Source organism: Agrobacterium sp. 22-226-1, assembly GCF_053522345.1.
On record NZ_JBNWCP010000009.1, the window covers coordinates 134,943 to 151,684 of the forward strand.

The following is a 16,742-nucleotide window of genomic DNA, read 5'->3' on the forward strand; positions in this document are numbered from 1 at the left end:
ATGACTGACCAAATCAAAACCGACAACGCCCGGTCGAAGGCCGAGCAGCTGCCGCTCGCATTCTCGCACCAGTCCGCTTCCGGCAGGGATGATCTCCTCGTCTCCGCCTCGCTTGCGGCTGCCGTCAGCCTCATCGATGAATGGCCGAACTGGCGCTCGCCCGTCGTCGTGCTGGCCGGGCCGCCGGGTTCGGGAAAATCGCATCTCGCCAATATCTGGAAAAATATCAGCGACGCGCGCGACATTCACCCCGAGACGGGCTCCGATGCCGCGCGTGCGGCCGAAACGGGACCTGTTCTTTTCGAGGACGCCGACCGGCGCGGTTTTGACGAGACCGAACTCTTCCATGTCATCAACAGCGTACGCCAGCACGGCACCACGCTTTTGATGACCAGCCGGCAATGGCCGGCCGCATGGCCGGTGACGCTGCCCGATCTGCGCTCGCGCCTCAAAGCCGTAACGGTGGTGGAAACCGGCGAGCCGGACGAGGGGCTGCTGGCGCAGGTGCTGGTGAAACTCTTCGCTGACCGGCAGCTTTACATGGATGACAAACTCATAGGTTACATCGTCAATAGAATGGAGCGTTCGCTCGATACGGCGCAGACGATCGTGGACCGGATCGACCGGCTGGCGCTTTCGCGTGGAACGAGAATTACACGGCCGCTGGTGGCGGAGGTCCTCAATGCGATGGACAACGCAGCGGCGGGCAGCGGACTGGACGTCGATTGACTGTCACAGTTCCGTCGTCAAACTGTTATACGGGCAAGAAGGACGATCGCGCGATGCAGCAGGATCACGGGACGGAAATCGGTCAGGGGATGGAACAGGGAATGGACGCTATCGCGCAGGAAGACTTCAACAAGGTTCAGCCGGTGACCGAAGGCGAGAGCCTGTGGGACAGCCCGGCGCGTTTCATTAACCGCGAATTCTCCTGGCTCCAGTTCAACCGCCGCGTTCTTGAAGAAACGCTGAACACGGATCATCCGCTGCTGGAGCGGCTGCGTTTCCTCTCCATCTCGGCCGCCAACCTCGATGAATTCTTCATGGTCCGCGTTGCCGGCCTCGAAGGGCAGGTGCGCCAGAAGATCACCGTCAAGACGCCGGACGGCAAGACGCCGGCCGAGCAGCTCGAAGATATTCTGAAGGAAATCGACAATCTGCAGATGGAGCAGCAGGCATCGCTTGCCGTTCTGCAGCAATATCTCGCCAAGGAAGAAATCTTCATCGTGCGGCCGGCCGCACTTTCGGATGCGGACCGCACCTGGCTGGAAACGGAGTTCGAGGAACGCATGTTCCCCGTTCTGACGCCGCTTTCCATCGACCCGGCGCACCCGTTCCCCTTCATTCCCAATCTCGGCTTTTCCATGGGTCTGCAGCTCGACAGCGTCAACGGCCGTGAGCCGATGACGGCGCTCTTGCGCCTGCCGCCGGCGCTCGACCGTTTCGTGCGCCTGCCGGATGACAAGAACGCCATCCGTTACATCACGCTGGAAGATGTGGTCGGCCTGTTCATTCACCGGCTTTATCCCGGCTATAGCGTCAGGGGATTCGGCACGTTCCGCATCATCCGCGACAGCGATATCGAAGTTGAAGAAGAGGCGGAAGATCTGGTCCGTTTCTTCGAAAGCGCCCTGAAACGCCGCCGCCGCGGTTCGGTTATCCGCATCGAGACCGACAGCGAAATGCCGCAGTCGCTGCGCCAGTTCGTGGTGCACGAGCTTGGCGTGCCGGATAATCGCGTCGCCGTTCTGCCCGGCCTTCTCGCGCTCAACACCATCTCGGAAATCGTCCGTGCGCCGCGCGATGACCTGAAATTCGAGCCCTACAACGCCCGTTTCCCCGAGCGCGTGCGCGAACATGCCGGCGATTGCCTCGCCGCCATCCGCGAAAAGGACATGGTGGTTCATCATCCCTATGAAAGCTTCGACGTGGTCGTGCAGTTCCTGCTGCAGGCCGCGCGCGATCCCGAAGTGCTCGCCATCAAGCAGACGCTCTACCGCACCTCCAATGACAGCCCGATCGTTCGTGCGCTGATCGATGCGGCCGAAGCCGGTAAATCCGTCACCGCGCTGGTCGAGCTGAAGGCGCGTTTCGACGAAGAGGCGAATATCCGCTGGGCGCGCGATCTGGAGCGGGCCGGCGTGCAGGTCGTCTTCGGCTTCATCGAACTCAAGACCCACGCCAAGATGTCAATGGTTGTGCGCCGCGAGGACGGCAAGCTCAGAACCTATTGCCACCTCGGCACCGGCAACTATCACCCGATCACCGCCAAGATCTATACGGACCTGTCCTTCTTCACCTGCAACCCGAAGATCGCCCATGACATGGCGAATATCTTCAACTTCATCACGGGTTACGGCGAGCCGGAAGAGGGCATGAAGCTCGCCGTTTCGCCCTATACGCTGCGCGCCCGCATCGTGAAGCACATCAACGAAGAGATCGAACATGCCAAGCGCGGCGCGCCGGCGGCGATCTGGATGAAGATGAATTCGCTGGTCGATCCTGAAATCATCGATACGCTCTATCGCGCCAGTGCGGCGGGCGTGGAGGTCGATCTCGTCGTGCGCGGCATCTGCTGCCTGCGCCCGCAGGTGCCCGGTCTGTCGGACAATATCCGCGTCAAATCCATCGTCGGCCGCTTCCTCGAACACAGCCGCATCTTCTGCTTCGGCAATGGTTTCGGCCTGCCGTCGGACAAGGCGCTGGTCTATATCGGCTCGGCCGACATGATGCCGCGCAACCTTGATCGGCGCGTGGAAACGCTGGTTCCGCTCACCAATCCCACCGTGCATGAGCAGGTTCTTTCACAGATTATGCTGGGCAATCTCATTGACAACCAGCAGAGCTACGAGATACTTGCGGACGGAACGTCGAGGCGCATCGAGGTGCGTAAAGGCGAAGAACCGTTCAACGCGCAGCACTATTTCATGACCAATCCCAGCCTTTCCGGACGTGGTGAAGCCTTGAAATCCAGTGCGCCCAAATTGATTGCCGGGTTGATTTCGTCCCGCAAGAAACAGGCTGAATGACTCGATCAGAAGCACAGGGGCGGCTGACCGGCCTTGCCCCCGTTTCCGTCATAGATATTGGTTCGAACTCCGTTCGTCTCGTCGTATATGAAGGTCTTTCCCGCGCGCCTGCGGTGCTGTTCAATGAAAAGGTCCTGTGCGGCCTTGGCAAGGGACTGGCGCTGACGGGCCGCATGCATGAGGAAGGCGTCAGCCGGGCGCTGATGGCGCTTCGGCGTTTCCATGTCCTTTCCGAGCAGGCGCAGGCGCAGAAGCTCTACGTGCTGGCGACGGCTGCGGCGCGTGAGGCGGAAAACGGCCCGGATTTCATCCGCGAGGCCGAAGCCATTCTCGGCTGCGAGATCGAGGTACTGTCAGGCGAAAAGGAAGCGCTTTATTCCGCCTATGGCGTGATCAGCGGTTTCCATGATCCAGACGGCATCGCCGGTGACCTCGGCGGCGGTTCGCTCGAACTCATCGACATCAAGGGCAAGAGCTGCGGCGAGGGCATCACCCTGCCGCTCGGCGGCCTGCGACTGTCGGAGCAGTCGGACGGCTCGCTGGAAAAAGCGGCGACGATTGCCAGAAAACACGTCAAATCCTTCGCCAAGCTTCTGGCGGCTGGTGAGGGGCGCACCTTTTACGCGGTGGGCGGCACCTGGCGAAACATCGCCAAGCTGCATATGGAGATATCGGGCTATCCGCTGCATATGATGCAGGGCTACGAATTGCCGCTGGAGGAAATGCTGAATTTTCTCGAAGAGGTCATCGTCTCCCGGGATAGCAAGGACCCGGCCTGGCAGGCGGTCTCCAAGAACCGCCGCTCGCTTCTGCCCTTCGGCGCCATCGCCATGCGCGAAGTTCTGAAAATGATGAAGCCGGCCAGGATCGCCTTCTCGGCACAGGGCGTGCGCGAAGGTTATCTCTATTCGCTGTTGACTGAAGAAGAACGGGATTCCGATCCGCTGCTGGTCGCCGCCGATGAACTTGCCATTCTGCGCGCCCGCTCGCCGGAACATGCGCGCGAACTGGCGGACTGGAGCGGCCGCACCTTCCCGGTCTTCGGCGTTGACGAGACCGAAGAGGAGAGCCGTTACCGGCAGGCGGCCTGCCTTCTCGCCGATATCAGCTGGCGCGCCCATCCCGATTATCGCGGATTGCAGGCGCTCAACATCATCGCCCATTCTTCCTTCGTGGCGATCACCCATCCCGGCCGCGCCTATATTGCGCTCGCCAATTATTATCGCTTCGAAGGTCTGAACGACAACGGCACCACACAGCCGCTCGCCGCCATGGCGGGCGACCGGTTGCAGGAGCTTGGTAAATTGCTCGGCGGCTTGCTGCGCGTCGTCTATCTCTTCTCGGCCTCGATGCCGGGCGTCGTCGACCACCTCAAATTCCGCAAATCCGGCAATCCCGATCTCGATCTGGAATTCGTCGTGCCGCACGATTATTGCGATTTCGCCGGCGAGCGACTGGACGGGCGTTTGCAGCAACTGGCGAAGCTGACGGGCAAGCGGCTGGCGTTCGTGTTCGAATAACGAACGGCGCGTTTCTGTTTCGCGACAGGACGGTTCTTGCGTCCGCTAGGACCAGCGCTCGCAAAAGGCTTCTATGTCGCTCGACTGAAAGTCTGAAAGCCGCGCCATGATAGTTTCGAATGGCCAGTCCCACCATGCGATTGATGCAAGCTTTTCCGCGATGGGTCGCGAAAATCGTTCGCGAATGATCTTTGCGGGAACGCCGCCGACGATGGTGTAGGGCGGCACGTCTCTGGTGACGACCGCGCCGGCGGCGAGCACTGCCCCGTCTCCAACCGTGACACCCGGCAAGACGATAACGCCGTGACCGATCCAGACATCGTGACCGATGACGGCGCGGTCCTCCCTGCGCCGGTCGAAAAAGGCGTTATCGCGCACGGCATCCGCAGAATAATATTCAGGGCAATAGCTGAAACGGTGCATGGATGGCCGGTCCATCGGATGGTTCGGAGCGCCTATCCTGACCTCTGCGGCGATGGCGCAGAATTTTCCGATCGTTGCATCGCCCACCATGCAACGGGGGCCAAGATAGGAGTAATTGCCGAGGTCGGCATTGTGCAGGGAGGTGTCAGCCAGAATTTCGCAGCATTCGCCGATATCGGAATCTCTTATGCGCGCCGTCGCATGGATGACGGTCTCTGCGATTTTCGGGCGCTTGATCTGTACGGTCGAATCCATTCCAGCCTCCCGGATTTGCGCCTGCTTAACCGGCGATGATGAAGGTGCTGTGACGTGGAATGGCCATAGGGGCCGGGCCGGGCCTCCTTTCTAAAACGCAGATCACGCGCGATACCGCGTGACGCGAAATCCTGTCGTCACTCGGAATGTATCACTTGCCGGGGACATCCGCCGCGGCAGGCGTTTTCTTCCAATAGTGGTCGGATATGTTTTGCGCGTTCCGAATGATGTGGCCGGCAATTTCGGGGTCTCCGCCCTCGAAGGTTTTCGGGTCGGCTCCGCATAACATCAGGAAGAGCTGCTGATGGGCGACAGCGGCAAAATAGTCGTGGGGCGGCGGCTGCATGTCTGAATCGACGGCCCGGAATGCCTCAGTGACCTCTTTGCTGGCACGCTCGAGCGCTGCGTGAATGGTGGCCATCATCGCTGCTTCCGTGCGCTCCAATATGTCCTGTACCTGTCGTTCCGCCGGTGTCAGGACCGGACAACTCTCACTCATCGAATATCTCTCCTGTCGGTGCAACCATTCCAGCGGGCGATATTATCGCAAGGATTGTGTCCGCTTTGCAGGAAAGATTGACATCGTGGTCCTGAAACGCAACACCCTGGCTGGCCACCGTGCCGCGATGCGCGGATCGAAACGGCAATGGGCTGGCACTATTTTGCTAACGGCTCAGCTGTGCCCGAGCGCCTTGCGGATGCAGGCGCTGAGATAGGCATATTGCAGCGGCGTTATCGTCGCCATGGCTTCCGTGCGGCTGGCAAGCCTGTCCTGATAACCGACCGGAATATCGAACTGGCTGAAGGTAAAATCCCAGCGGGTGCCTTCGACGATATTGTAAAAATGGTCGGCACCGCTGACAGCGGTTTTGGCAAGCTCGCCGCCGAAAATATCCTGCACCACCAGCGCGGTGACGCTGCCTTGCCCCTTGGCAGGGTTTTCGCGCGACCAGAGGCCGCTCGTCTCGCCCGACCAGCTTTTCTTCAGGGCGTAATAAAGTCTTTCTGCATGGTCCTGCATGAAACGTCTTCTTTTCCGCTAGCTCTGGAAAATCGGAACGGAGCGCCATGCAGACATTTGTGTCTGCCGGGCGCTCCGTCCGGATCATTCGCGGCCGTCAAAGCAAGTGACAGCAGCCGTGGTCTTACTTCGCCTCGAGCAGGTCCTTGACGTCCAGCAGGACGAATTCGTTGTCGTCAGCCTTGTCCAGCGCATGGCCGGCCGAGAAGGGCAGGTTGTTGTCGTTGCCGACGATGATATGGGTGGCATCGACGCGGTCGACATTCTCGATGGTGACGAAAGGCATGTCGTAATAGCCGTTGCCGCCGCCCTGACGCTTCTTGTTATCCGGGTCGGAAATCTTCATCAGGTCGATATAGCCGATCTTGCGGGCGGCCTTGCCGACATTGGCGTCGTTGAATTCGATCTTGTAGATGCGCTTCAGCTTGGCAGGGCGGGCGAAGCAGTCCGCAGCCGCAGCCTTGGGGTCGGCGCAGGCCTTGTCGGCCGTGCCGGCGCCGTTGTCGCGCTCAATGACGAGGGCGGTGGTGTCATCCAGCATGTTGAAGTCGCCGATTGCCTCGCCGCCTTCCGCCAGCGGATAAAGCCAGCTGCGGCCGGTCCACGCCTTCTTGGCGGTGTCGAGTTCGATGATGCGCAGCGCGGTCGCGCCGTCTTCGGTTTTTTCCACCTGGCCGTCGGCCATGTAGAGCGGGCCTTCCAGCAGGCCATAGAGCTTCGAACCGTCCTTGGAGAGTGCCATGCCCTCATAACCGCCGGAACGCTTCAGGTTGAAAGCGGGCATTTTCTGCGTGGGATTGCCGGGCAGGGCAAGAGCCGGATGGTCGGGAGATTTCACCTCGATGTCGCCGGCCTTGGTCGAGATCACATCGGTCAGCTTGCCGTCGCGGGTGAATTTCAGAATGTAGGGGCCGAATTCTTCGCCGACCCAGAAACCGTCAGCGACCGGCTGAATGGATTCGACGTCGAAATCCGCACCCGTCAGATAACGCTTGCTCGAACCTTCCAGAACGATGGGGAAGGGCGCCTTCATGTCGGGATCGGAGAGGAACACGGTTTCAAGCGCGTTGACCTTGCCGGCGTCCCAGTCGAACTTCAGATGGTGAAGCATCAGCATGGCGTCACTGGAATTGAGCTTGGAACCGAAACCGTTGTCGGAAAGGCTCCAGAAGCTGCCGTCCGGCATCGCCCTGATGCCGGAAAAGCCCTGCATCGGCTGGCCGTTGAACGGCATGGAAAGGCCGGTCAGGCGCACGCCGTCCTTGCCGGGCACGGTGCCGAGGCCCTCGGCGCGCTTGCGGTCGGCCGTGGTGAATTTGGCGGAGGTCTTGAGGTGCTCCGGCGCATCGGCAGGTGCGGCGATCATGGTGTTGGCAGGCAGAATGGCGTGCGAAACGAGCTTTGCCGGAAACTCCTTTTCCGCCGCATGCGCCGCGGCGGCGAGCGCGAGAACCGCGAAAGGTGCAAAAAGAATGTGCTTCATGATGGAGACCCCTCTCAATACCTGTTGAAGACAGGATTGACGCGATAGGGTGGTCGCATGACAGGCAGGTGATTGCCGTTTGAAGCTTTGATGAATTTTGATGACGGCCATCGTCGGCAGATGGGCCGCACGGCTTTTTTCCGCCGATTGCCCTTATGCGGCGGGCGCCTGGTATTGGCTGAGCGTGCAGACGCCCAGCGTCTGGCCACGGCCCTTCACCGCATGTTCGCCCAGATATTCGCTGCGCACGCCCTTCGGAAGCACCAGCTGATGGGCAAGGTCAGCGGAAATCAGCACCGGGTGGCCGAGCATCTTGCTCAGCGATTCGAGCCGCGACGTTGTGTTCACCGTATCGCCGAAATAGGTGATCTTGTGGTGATCGACGCCGATTTCCGCGGTGATGACCGGCCCGCCATGAATGGCGAAGCGCAGGCGCGGCACCTCGCCGAAGCGGGAAAGCCACATGTCGCGGGTGTTTTCGATGGTCGCCTGAATTTCGAAGACGCAGCGCACGCAGGCCGCCCGCCTTATCGCCATGTGATAGGGCCAGGTGATGATGGCGGCGTCGCCGATATAGTCGTCGATGACGCCGCCGTGTTTTCTGACCGGTGCGGCATAACTTGCAAAAATTTCACCGAGAAATTCCTGGGCCTTCAGGTCGCCATGGGTTTCGGCGAAGGAGGTGGAGCCGACGAGATCGATGAAGATGAAGACGCGGTCTTCGCTGACCGGCCGGCGATAACGCCCCAGGATGAGGTCGATGAAGATATCGCGGCCGAGAAGCTCGCGCACCCGCATGATGAAGACGATGATGCCGCAGACAATGAGGGTGAAGATCAGCGTCTGCACCTCGGCATGGACGGCGCGCTTCCAGGTGCCTGGAAATATCCCGCTCAACCACAGGATCGTGCCGCCAAGCCCGAAGCCGCAAAAGACGAGGATGGCATAGATGACGAGGCCGACGGCGATATAGGCCGGTGTCGGCAGGGCGCTCACCTGCCGCGACAGGCCGGGCATGATGTAACCGCGCTCGAAGGCGAGGATGGGTGCGCAGGCAAACAGCGCATAGGTCGCGCCGATCAATGCACCGCCGCCATATTCCAGAAAGGCGTAGGCCACGCCGCTGCCGGCCACGGCAACGAAGAGCACCACGTAATCCAGAATGGGCAGCAATTTTCTCATGTCGGTTCTTGGGTCTCGGGAAGGGAAGGCTTTGGTCTTGGGAAAGAAGGGCAGGCCGCTCCCTTCGGGCGAAGCTTCTGTTCAGGTCATATGCGACATTAATGTGGAAAAAGCGCCGCAAAAAGTGAGCAATCGGTAAGGTTGCATGAAGGATTGGTAAGGCTGTTGCGCCGTTGCCGCAAAATCGGCGTTGCCGCCGTTATACGCCTGATAGGATGTTCTGTAATAGACGGTTTCAAGCGGGGATTGCGGCCGGTCATCCGGCGAGCGGTTCGACCATTTGACAGGGAAGGCGGAAAAACGCAGCCAATTGCCGTCGATCCAGGCCCGGCCGAACAGGGTTTCTCCCTTACGGGCGAAGGTGATGGCGGCGCAGGTGCGGCCGTCAACGTCGAAGGGAATGTTCTCCTTCCAGCCGCTCAAGCCGCAGCCCATGCCTTTCGGGTCGCGATTATAGCGGTCGACGACGTCACCGTTGGGGTGGAAAGCGGCGGGCCGTTACGGCTCGCTTGCGGCAACCTCCACCGCCTCGACCTTCTTGCCGGCGAAACGCAGAGCGACTTCGCCATTGATGAGTTTCAGCGCCACATCGCCGAAGAGTTCCCGCCGCCAGCCGGTCAGCGCCGCCACGGTTGCCTTTTCGCCCTCGGCGGCGATCTTGTCGAGATCGTCGCTATTGGCGATGACCTTGGCGGCGACGCCGTGCTTGTCCGCCGTCAACTTCAGCAGAACTTTCAAAAGTTCCACGGCAGCGCCGGAGCCTTCCGGCGCGTGGCTGTGACGCGGCGCCTTCGGCATTTCCTCTTTCGGCAGCGCCAGCGCCGCATTCACCGTTTCGACGATGGCGGTGCCGGAGGCGGAGCGCTCCCAGCCCTTGGGAATGGTGCGAAGCCGCGACAGCGCCTCGGCGTCCTTTGGCTGCTGCTGGGCGATTTCGAAGATCGCATCGTCCTTCAGGACGCGCGAGCGCGGCACGTTGCGGGAGCGCGCCTCACGCTCGCGCCATGCGGCGGTGAATTTGAGGATCGCAAGTTCCGTCGGTTTGCGCAGGCGCGACTTCAACCGCAACCAGGCATCGTCGGGATGCATGTCATAGGTATCGCGCGATTCGAGAATGTCCATCTCTTCGGTCAGCCACAGCGAGCGGCCTTCGCGCTCGAGCTGGGCTTTCAGCGAGAGATAGACATCGCGCAGATGGGTCACGTCGGCCAGCGCGTAATCCAGCTGCTTTTCGGTCAGTGGGCGGCGGCTCCAGTCGGTGAAACGCGAGGATTTGTCGATCTGCACGTTTTTGATCTTCTGCACCAGCTGGTCGTAGGAGATCGAATCGCCAAAACCGCAGACCATGGCGGCAACCTGTGTGTCGAAGATCGGGTGCGGAATAAGCCCGCCGAGATGGTAGATGATCTCGATATCCTGTCGCGCCGCGTGAAAAACCTTCACGACATCGGGATTGGCCATCAGTTCGAAAAGAGGGGTCAGGTCGAGACCCTTCGCCAGCGGATCGACCAGCACTTCGAGCGTCGGGCTTGCCATCTGCACGAGGCAGAGTTCCGGCCAGAAGGTCGTTTCCCGCAAAAATTCGGTGTCGATCGTGATGAATTCCGATTTCGCCAGTTCCGTGCAGGCTTCGGCGAGGGCGGCAGTCGTTTCAATCATTGTTATTGGCCAATCGTGAAAATTATCCGTCTTACTTTCCCTTTGCCGGGCGCATGTCAATACAAAGCCCGCTTTTGAAGGCTCAAGGATCGTTTTTCTCGGGCGGATGGGGCTCCGCTTCATCCTTTTTGGGTGGCGGAGCCGCGGCGAGCTTCTGGAAATAGGCTGAGGTGCGCAAAAGCGAGCTGAACCGCCAGTTCCGCTCCTCCACGGGCACACCTTCGCGCACCTGCAGCCGGTAGATGGTATAGGCTATGAAAACGATCTGGATCGCGGCCGTATAGCTGAACAGTGCCTTCGGGCCGAACTGGTCGATCAGCACGGAGGCAAGCAGCGGCCCGACGGTGGCGCCCACCGACCAGAAGAACAGCAGTCCGGCCGACATCATCGCGTGTTCGCCTTCCCTGGCGTGGTCGTTGCCATGGGCGGAACTCAGCGAATAGAGCGGCAGGGCGAAGGCGCCGAAGATGAAGACGCCGATGATGTTGCTCCATTCATCCGTGCCGGCGAAGAAGGCGAGAAACAGGCCGACGACGACCGAGCCGGCCGTGGTGGCGAGAATGATGATGCGCCGGTCATAACGGTCGGAATAGACGCCGAGCGGATATTGCAGCACCACGCCGCCGATGATGCCGGCGCTCATGAAGGTTGCGATGGCGGTGACTGAAAGGCCGATCTGTTCGGCATAGATAGGGCCGATATTGCGAAACGCCGCCATGCTGAGGCCGACGGCCACGCAGCCGACCACGGCAAGCGGCGAGATGCGCCACACCGCGAAGAGATTGAAGGGTATCTGTTTCGGCGGCGCGGGGTTGGATTTGTCGGCAAGCGAGATCGGCACCAGTGACAGCGTCAGCGCCATGGCGATCAGCGAAAACACCACCGGTCCGTCGATGCCCGCGACGGGAATGACATATTGGGCGAGCGTCACGGAGCCGAGATCGACGAAACGATAGATGGAGAGCGTGCGCGCCCGATTGGAATTGGTGACCTGCGCGTTGATCCAGCTTTCGATGGCCGCGAAAAGACAGGCGACGGCAATGCCGGTGACGAAGCGCATCAGCATCCAGAACAGGGGATGGATGAGGAGCGGCATGGCGATCGCTGCGGCGGATGCGACGGCCGCCATGGTGGCGAAGGTGCGGATATGGCCGATCTTGCGCAGAAGTCGCGTCACCGAAATGCAGCCAAGCGCGAAGCCGAAGCTATAGGCGGCGCTGATGAGGCCGATGGTGCTGGCGGAAAACCCTTCGGAGAGACCGCGCAGCGCTATATAGGTTCCCTGCAGGCCGTTGCCGCCGATCAGGATACCGGCGGTGACGAGAAGCGGGATAAGAGGTCTGATCTGGCTCATTGCGGGCCGACTCGGTTTGGCGGGCTGGATTAGCCCTATCTAAAGCGAAGGCAGGGGAAAGGACAGGCTGAAGGCGACATTGTTGTGCTTTGCCTTGACAAATCAGGCTGGCCATGCGCTTTTCCGGCAAATTTCGACAGTGCCGCCCATCTGGCCTCCATCGGGCCCACGACACGTTCCAGGATAAAAAAATGCATCGTTACCGCAACCACACCTGTGCCGCTCTCCGCAAGTCCGACGTCGGCGAAACCGTTCGCCTTTCCGGTTGGGTTCATCGCGTGCGAGATCATGGCGGCGTTCTCTTCATCGACCTTCGCGACCATTACGGCATCACCCAGGTGGTGGCCGATCCGGACAGCCCGGCCTTCAAGGTTGCCGAAACCGTGCGTGGCGAATGGGTCATCCGCATCGACGGCCTCGTCAAGGCCCGCTCGGAAGACACCGTCAACAAGGGCATGGCCACCGGCGAGATCGAGCTTTATGCGCAGGAAATCGAGGTTCTCGGTGTTGCCAAGGAATTGCCGCTGCCGGTCTTCGGCGAGCCTGATTATCCTGAAGACGTTCGCCTGAAATACCGCTTCCTCGATCTTCGCCGCGAGACGCTGCATAAGAACATCGTCAAGCGCACGCAGATCATCTCCGCCATGCGCACCGGCATGGCCGATGCCGGCTTTGCCGAATATACGACGCCGATCCTCACCGCTTCCTCGCCGGAAGGCGCGCGCGACTTCCTCGTGCCTTCGCGCATCCATGAAGGCAAGTTCTTCGCCCTGCCGCAGGCGCCGCAGCAGTACAAGCAGCTTCTGATGGTGGCCGGTTTCGACCGTTATTTCCAGATCGCGCCGTGCTTCCGCGATGAAGACCCGCGCGCCGACCGCCTGCCGGGCGAATTCTACCAGCTCGACGTCGAAATGAGCTTCGTGACCCAGGAAGATGTCTGGACCACGATGGAGCCGATGATGACGGCCGTGTTCGAGAAGTTCGCCGAAGGCAAGCCGGTTACCAAAGAGTGGCCGCGCATTCCCTATGACGAGGCGATCCGCAAATATGGTTCCGACAAGCCGGACCTGCGCAACCCGATCGTCATGGAAGCCGTCACCGAACATTTCGACGGTTCAGGCTTCAAGGTCTTCGCCAACATGATCGCTTCCAACCCCAAGGTTCAGGTCTGGGCCATCCCGGCCAAGACCGGTGGTTCGCGCGCTTTCTGCGACCGCATGAACGCATGGGCGCAGTCTCAGGGCCAGCCCGGGCTCGGCTACATCTTCTGGAAGGAAGAGGACGGCAAGGTCGGCGGTTCCGGCCCGCTCGCAAAGAACATCGGCGAAGAACGCACCGAGGCGCTGCGCCAGCAGCTCGGCCTTGAGGCGGGCGACGCCTGCTTCTTCGTCGCTGGTGATCCCGCCAAGTTCTACAAGTTCGCCGGCGAGGCGCGCACCCGCGCTGCCGACGAACTGAACCTGATCGACCGCGATCGTTTCGAAATGTGCTGGATCGTCGATTTCCCCTTCTTCGAATATAACGAGGAAGAAAAGAAGATCGACTTCGCCCACAACCCCTTCTCCATGCCGCAGGGCGGTCTGGAAGCGCTGGCGGGGCAGGATCCGCTCTCCATCAAGGCGTTCCAGTATGACGCGGTCTGCAACGGCTTCGAAATCGCCTCCGGCTCGATCCGTAACCAGTCGCCCGAGCTGATGGTCAAGGCCTTCGAAAAGGTGGGCTTGAGCCAGACTGACGTGGAAGAGCGCTTCGGCGGTCTCTACCGCGCCTTCCAGTACGGTGCGCCTCCGCATGGCGGCTGCGCTTTCGGCATCGACCGCGTCGTCATGCTGCTGGTCGGCGCCAAGAACCTGCGCGAAATCACGCTGTTCCCGATGAACCAGCAGGCGCAGGACCTCCTGATGAACGCGCCGTCGCCGGCAACGCCGACCCAGCTTCGTGAGCTGGCGCTGCGCGTCGTTCCGTCCAAGAAAGACTGATATGGTGAAGACGCTGCTCGACCGCGTTCGTGCAGCCTTCACCCGTGCATTGGCGGCCGCACTTGCGGCCGCTTTTGCGTTCTGGGTCGCGCACCGGTGGCTGGGCCACCCGCAACCCGTCTTTGCCGCAATCAGCGCGCTTATCTGCCTTGCTCCGGGAATTCCAAGCCATGTTCGTCAGGGCCTTGGCCTGATGGTCGGTGTCACCATCGGCATTCTCGTCGGAGAGATTGCGCTCCTTGTCCCGCATGACTTCGCTGAAATCCGGTTGGCCTCGGCGACCTTCATCGCCATGATTCTTGCGTCCATGTTCGGCCTGCCGCCGGTCGTGCCGATACAGGCTGGCGCTTCAGCCATGCTGGTGCTCTTGATGGGGCCGCAGGCTGCCGGTTTTGTCCGTTTTGTCGATGTGATCGTGGGTGTGGCGACCGGTGTAGCCGTAGCGCTCGTCTTCTTTCGCGAGCGGCTGAAGCTCTAGCGGTCTTGTCATAAAACCTTAATTAAACTGACAAATCCGGTAGAGGAGTTCTTAAACCTTCTCAATCATTCATCCCATCGTGAAATCTGCAAACGAGGGTTGAATGTTTTCGCTGATCTCGACGTTTAAAATTGCGCATCGCGTATCCATGCTCGCACTGGCTGCGCTGTGCGGGATCGCCGTCATCGCGGGCATGCTGCTCTGGCAAAGACAGATGGAGGCGCGTTATCGCGTCGCCGAAGAGACGCTGATCGAGCGGGACGGGGTGCTGGCGGCGCTGGAGGACGGTTTGCATGAAAGCCGTCTTCACCAGAGAGATTTTCTGCTGACCCGCGATATGAAATCCGTTGCGCGGTTTGACCAGACGATGGATCAGGTCCGGCAATCTTTGAACCATCTTGCAGACGAGGCTACACCGCAGACCCGGACGCGGCTCGAAGCGCTCGCGCAGGGTGCTTCGACCTATTCCGACCGCATGAAGGCGCTGGTCGCCAAGAATGCGGAGCTGGGCCTCACGCCGACAGAGGGCCTTGAGGGCGCCATGCGCAATGGCGTGCATTCCATCGAAAAGCTCATCGATACCGTCGCCAATGCCGAAATCCGTGCCAGCATGCTGATGATGCGCCGGCATGAAAAGGATTTCATTTTGCGGCGCGATGAAGCCTATACGGGCAAACATGCCGCCGAGGTGGAAACCTTCAAGGCGCTGGTGAAGCTGGAATACCGGCCGGGCGCGGAGCGCCAGCGCATCATGGATGCTCTGGAAATTTACACCGCCTCCTTCCGCTTTTATGCTCAGGCCGTGCTGGAGGAGGAGAAGGCGCGCGAAACCGTCGCCTCCGCCTATAATGCGCTGCTGCCCGTGGTCGCAGAGATTTCCACCATTTACCGGCAGGAGCGGGAAGCAAGCGCTCTCGAGAACAGCGCGGCGGCGGATAGAACGGTTTCGATTGTCGTCGCCCTTATCGCGCTCACCGTCGCGAGCCTTTTTGCCGGGGTCTATCTTATCGGCCGTTCGATAACCCGCCCGGCGACCGCGATTACCGGAGCGATGCGCCGTCTGGCCGAGGGCGAAACGGAATTTGCCGTTCCCGGTCTGCACCGCCGGGACGAATTCGGCGCCATGGCCCATGCACTGGAAATCTTCCGGCAGGCGGCCATCGCAAAAATCGAACTGGAGACGCAGGCGCTTGCGGCCCGGCAGCAGGCCGAAGCCGAAAAGGCGCGATTCCAGCGCGAGGCGGAAACCGAAGCGCAGGCAAGGCTGATGCAGGCGACGACCGGCCTTGCGGCCGCACTTCGCCGCCTTGCCGACGGCGATCTCTCTTTCGAACTGAACGAGCCTTTCGCCCCGGATTTCGAAGCCCTGCGTCACGATCTCAACCGGACGATCCGCCAGCTCGATGCCGCCATGTCCGGCGTCGTGCAGTCGAGCGTGGCCATCGATGGCGGCAGTCAGGAAATCAGCCAGAGTGCCGCCGATCTCGCGCGCCGCACCGAGCAGCAGGCCGCCTCGCTGGAGGAAACCGCCGCCGCGCTGGATGAACTGACGGCGAATATCCGCATTTCGGCGGAACGTGCGGTGGAAGCCCGCGCGGTCGCCCATTCGACCGACCAGGACGCCAGCCGCACGGCCGACCTCGTTGTCGATACGATCATGGCGATGGAGAAGATCGAGCAATCGTCAGGCCGGATCGGCAATATCATCGGCGTCATCGACGAGATTGCCTTCCAGACCAACCTTCTTGCGCTCAATGCCGGCGTGGAGGCGGCGCGCGCAGGCGAGGCGGGGCGCGGTTTTGCCGTCGTCGCGCAGGAGGTCAGGGAACTGGCGCAGCGCTCCGCGAAGGCCGCCGCCGAAATCAAGGTGCTTATCCATGCCTCCGGTACAGAGGTGAAGGACGGCGCGCGCTTCGTGCGGGAAACCGGCGCGGCCCTGTCGCGCATTGGTGGCTCTGTGAAGACGATCAACGACCATATCGAAGCCATCGCCGCCGCGACGAAAGAGCAGTCGCTGGGGCTCTCCGAGATCAACACCGCTGTCAATCATCTCGATCAGGGCACGCAGCAGAACGCCGCCATGGTCGAGGAGAACAATGCCGCCAGCGCCATGCTGGCGGGCGAGACGGCGCGTCTCAAGCAACTGGTCCATCAGTTCCGTCTGGGCGATGCAGAAATGCGGGAGTATGGCGGGCGCGAAGCGGCCTGAAGCGTACGATCGCAGACATCGAAAGCGGGCGCGCAACTTGCGGCCCGCTTTTTTGCTGTTTATAGGTGAGTTACTCACCACGGACCCGGTGAAACCCCGGGTGGCTCTTCTGGCCGCCGATCCGCCAGACAACGCAAAGCACCGACATTT

At 60.9% G+C, this 16,742-nt stretch carries 13 protein-coding genes, 1 pseudogene and 1 other annotated feature; of the genes and pseudogenes, 6 read left to right on the forward strand and 8 right to left on the reverse strand.

Annotation, left to right across the window (positions count from 1 at the left end; all coding sequences use genetic code 11):
- Genes hdaA through ppx form a run of 3 tightly spaced genes read left to right on the forward strand, consistent with a single transcriptional unit; the run spans position 1 to position 4,549 of the window.
- Positions 1 to 729 carry a DnaA regulatory inactivator HdaA gene (gene hdaA, locus ACQZ5K_RS16845; protein WP_080852290.1) on the forward strand — a complete coding sequence of 243 codons (729 nt, stop codon included), beginning with the start codon at positions 1 to 3 and terminating at the stop codon, positions 727 to 729.
- Positions 726 to 3,029 (forward strand): RNA degradosome polyphosphate kinase, encoded by a 2,304-nt coding sequence (locus tag ACQZ5K_RS16850; RefSeq protein ID WP_448740906.1) that lies wholly within the window; start codon positions 726 to 728, stop codon positions 3,027 to 3,029. The genes hdaA and ACQZ5K_RS16850 overlap by 4 nt, the downstream gene beginning before the upstream one ends.
- Positions 3,026 to 4,549, forward strand: a complete 1,524-nt coding sequence (gene ppx / locus ACQZ5K_RS16855) for an exopolyphosphatase (protein ID WP_003520777.1) — start codon at positions 3,026 to 3,028, stop codon at positions 4,547 to 4,549. Before ACQZ5K_RS16850 ends, ppx begins: the two co-directional genes overlap by 4 nt.
- A gap of 45 nt (positions 4,550 to 4,594) precedes the next feature.
- On the opposite strand, the gene ACQZ5K_RS16860 is transcribed toward ppx, so the two are convergent.
- From ACQZ5K_RS16860 to ACQZ5K_RS16895, 8 genes and pseudogenes are all read right to left on the reverse strand, one after another.
- On the reverse strand, positions 4,595 to 5,227 hold the full coding sequence (locus ACQZ5K_RS16860) for a DapH/DapD/GlmU-related protein (protein WP_003520778.1): 633 nt from the start codon (positions 5,225 to 5,227) through the stop codon (positions 4,595 to 4,597).
- Between the two features lie 151 nt (positions 5,228 to 5,378).
- Positions 5,379 to 5,726 carry a hypothetical protein gene (locus ACQZ5K_RS16865; protein ID WP_448740907.1) on the reverse strand — a complete coding sequence of 116 codons (348 nt, stop codon included), beginning with the start codon at positions 5,724 to 5,726 and terminating at the stop codon, positions 5,379 to 5,381.
- Positions 5,727 to 5,900: 174 nt separating this feature from the next.
- Positions 5,901 to 6,248 (reverse strand): YunG family protein, encoded by a 348-nt coding sequence (locus tag ACQZ5K_RS16870; RefSeq protein WP_448740908.1) that lies wholly within the window; start codon positions 6,246 to 6,248, stop codon positions 5,901 to 5,903.
- A 124-nt stretch (positions 6,249 to 6,372) separates the two neighbouring features.
- A complete protein-coding gene (locus tag ACQZ5K_RS16875; RefSeq protein WP_448740909.1) occupies positions 6,373 to 7,731 on the reverse strand; it encodes an esterase-like activity of phytase family protein in 1,359 nt (452 codons plus the stop codon).
- Between the two features lie 153 nt (positions 7,732 to 7,884).
- Complete coding sequence (locus ACQZ5K_RS16880) at positions 7,885 to 8,913, reverse strand: adenylate/guanylate cyclase domain-containing protein (protein WP_003520783.1); 1,029 nt, start codon at positions 8,911 to 8,913, stop codon at positions 7,885 to 7,887.
- A 210-nt stretch (positions 8,914 to 9,123) separates the two neighbouring features.
- Positions 9,124 to 9,381: pseudogene (locus tag ACQZ5K_RS16885) on the reverse strand (hypothetical protein); the annotation flags it as partial.
- Between the two features lie 30 nt (positions 9,382 to 9,411).
- Positions 9,412 to 10,572 carry a ribonuclease D gene (gene rnd / locus ACQZ5K_RS16890; protein WP_448740910.1) on the reverse strand — a complete coding sequence of 387 codons (1,161 nt, stop codon included), beginning with the start codon at positions 10,570 to 10,572 and terminating at the stop codon, positions 9,412 to 9,414.
- 82 nt (positions 10,573 to 10,654) lie between these two features.
- Complete coding sequence (locus tag ACQZ5K_RS16895; protein ID WP_448740911.1) at positions 10,655 to 11,926, reverse strand: MFS transporter; 1,272 nt, start codon at positions 11,924 to 11,926, stop codon at positions 10,655 to 10,657.
- A 191-nt stretch (positions 11,927 to 12,117) separates the two neighbouring features.
- Between ACQZ5K_RS16895 and aspS the strand changes: the two genes are divergently transcribed.
- From aspS to ACQZ5K_RS16910, 3 genes are all read left to right on the forward strand, one after another.
- A complete protein-coding gene (gene aspS, locus ACQZ5K_RS16900) occupies positions 12,118 to 13,905 on the forward strand; it encodes an aspartate--tRNA ligase (RefSeq protein ID WP_448740912.1) in 1,788 nt (595 codons plus the stop codon).
- Position 13,906: 1 nt separating this feature from the next.
- Complete coding sequence (locus tag ACQZ5K_RS16905; protein WP_125145901.1) at positions 13,907 to 14,383, forward strand: FUSC family protein; 477 nt, start codon at positions 13,907 to 13,909, stop codon at positions 14,381 to 14,383.
- 103 nt (positions 14,384 to 14,486) lie between these two features.
- Positions 14,487 to 16,592 (forward strand): methyl-accepting chemotaxis protein, encoded by a 2,106-nt coding sequence (locus ACQZ5K_RS16910; RefSeq protein ID WP_448740913.1) that lies wholly within the window; start codon positions 14,487 to 14,489, stop codon positions 16,590 to 16,592.
- A gap of 78 nt (positions 16,593 to 16,670) precedes the next feature.
- Positions 16,671 to 16,726: a sequence feature (sul1 is cis-regulatory element that is thought to sense ions involved in sulfur or methionine metabolism; They are found in Alphaproteobacteria), on the forward strand.
- Positions 16,727 to 16,742 lie beyond the last annotated feature (16 nt).

Bases quoted from the DNA above. Each gene is read 5' to 3' on its own strand.
- hdaA (WP_080852290.1), top strand. From the start codon at position 1: ATGACTGACCAAATCAAAACCGACAACGCCCGGTCGAAGGCCGAGCAG.
- ppx (WP_003520777.1), top strand. From the start codon at position 3,026: ATGACTCGATCAGAAGCACAGGGGCGGCTGACCGGCCTTGCCCCCGTT.
- ACQZ5K_RS16860 (WP_003520778.1), bottom strand. From the start codon at position 5,227: ATGGATTCGACCGTACAGATCAAGCGCCCGAAAATCGCAGAGACCGTC.
- ACQZ5K_RS16865 (WP_448740907.1), bottom strand. From the start codon at position 5,726: ATGAGTGAGAGTTGTCCGGTCCTGACACCGGCGGAACGACAGGTACAG.
- ACQZ5K_RS16870 (WP_448740908.1), bottom strand. From the start codon at position 6,248: ATGCAGGACCATGCAGAAAGACTTTATTACGCCCTGAAGAAAAGCTGG.
- ACQZ5K_RS16875 (WP_448740909.1), bottom strand. From the start codon at position 7,731: ATGAAGCACATTCTTTTTGCACCTTTCGCGGTTCTCGCGCTCGCCGCC.
- ACQZ5K_RS16880 (WP_003520783.1), bottom strand. From the start codon at position 8,913: ATGAGAAAATTGCTGCCCATTCTGGATTACGTGGTGCTCTTCGTTGCC.
- rnd (WP_448740910.1), bottom strand. From the start codon at position 10,572: ATGATTGAAACGACTGCCGCCCTCGCCGAAGCCTGCACGGAACTGGCG.
- ACQZ5K_RS16895 (WP_448740911.1), bottom strand. From the start codon at position 11,926: ATGAGCCAGATCAGACCTCTTATCCCGCTTCTCGTCACCGCCGGTATC.
- aspS (WP_448740912.1), top strand. From the start codon at position 12,118: ATGCATCGTTACCGCAACCACACCTGTGCCGCTCTCCGCAAGTCCGAC.
- ACQZ5K_RS16905 (WP_125145901.1), top strand. From the start codon at position 13,907: ATGGTGAAGACGCTGCTCGACCGCGTTCGTGCAGCCTTCACCCGTGCA.
- ACQZ5K_RS16910 (WP_448740913.1), top strand. From the start codon at position 14,487: ATGTTTTCGCTGATCTCGACGTTTAAAATTGCGCATCGCGTATCCATG.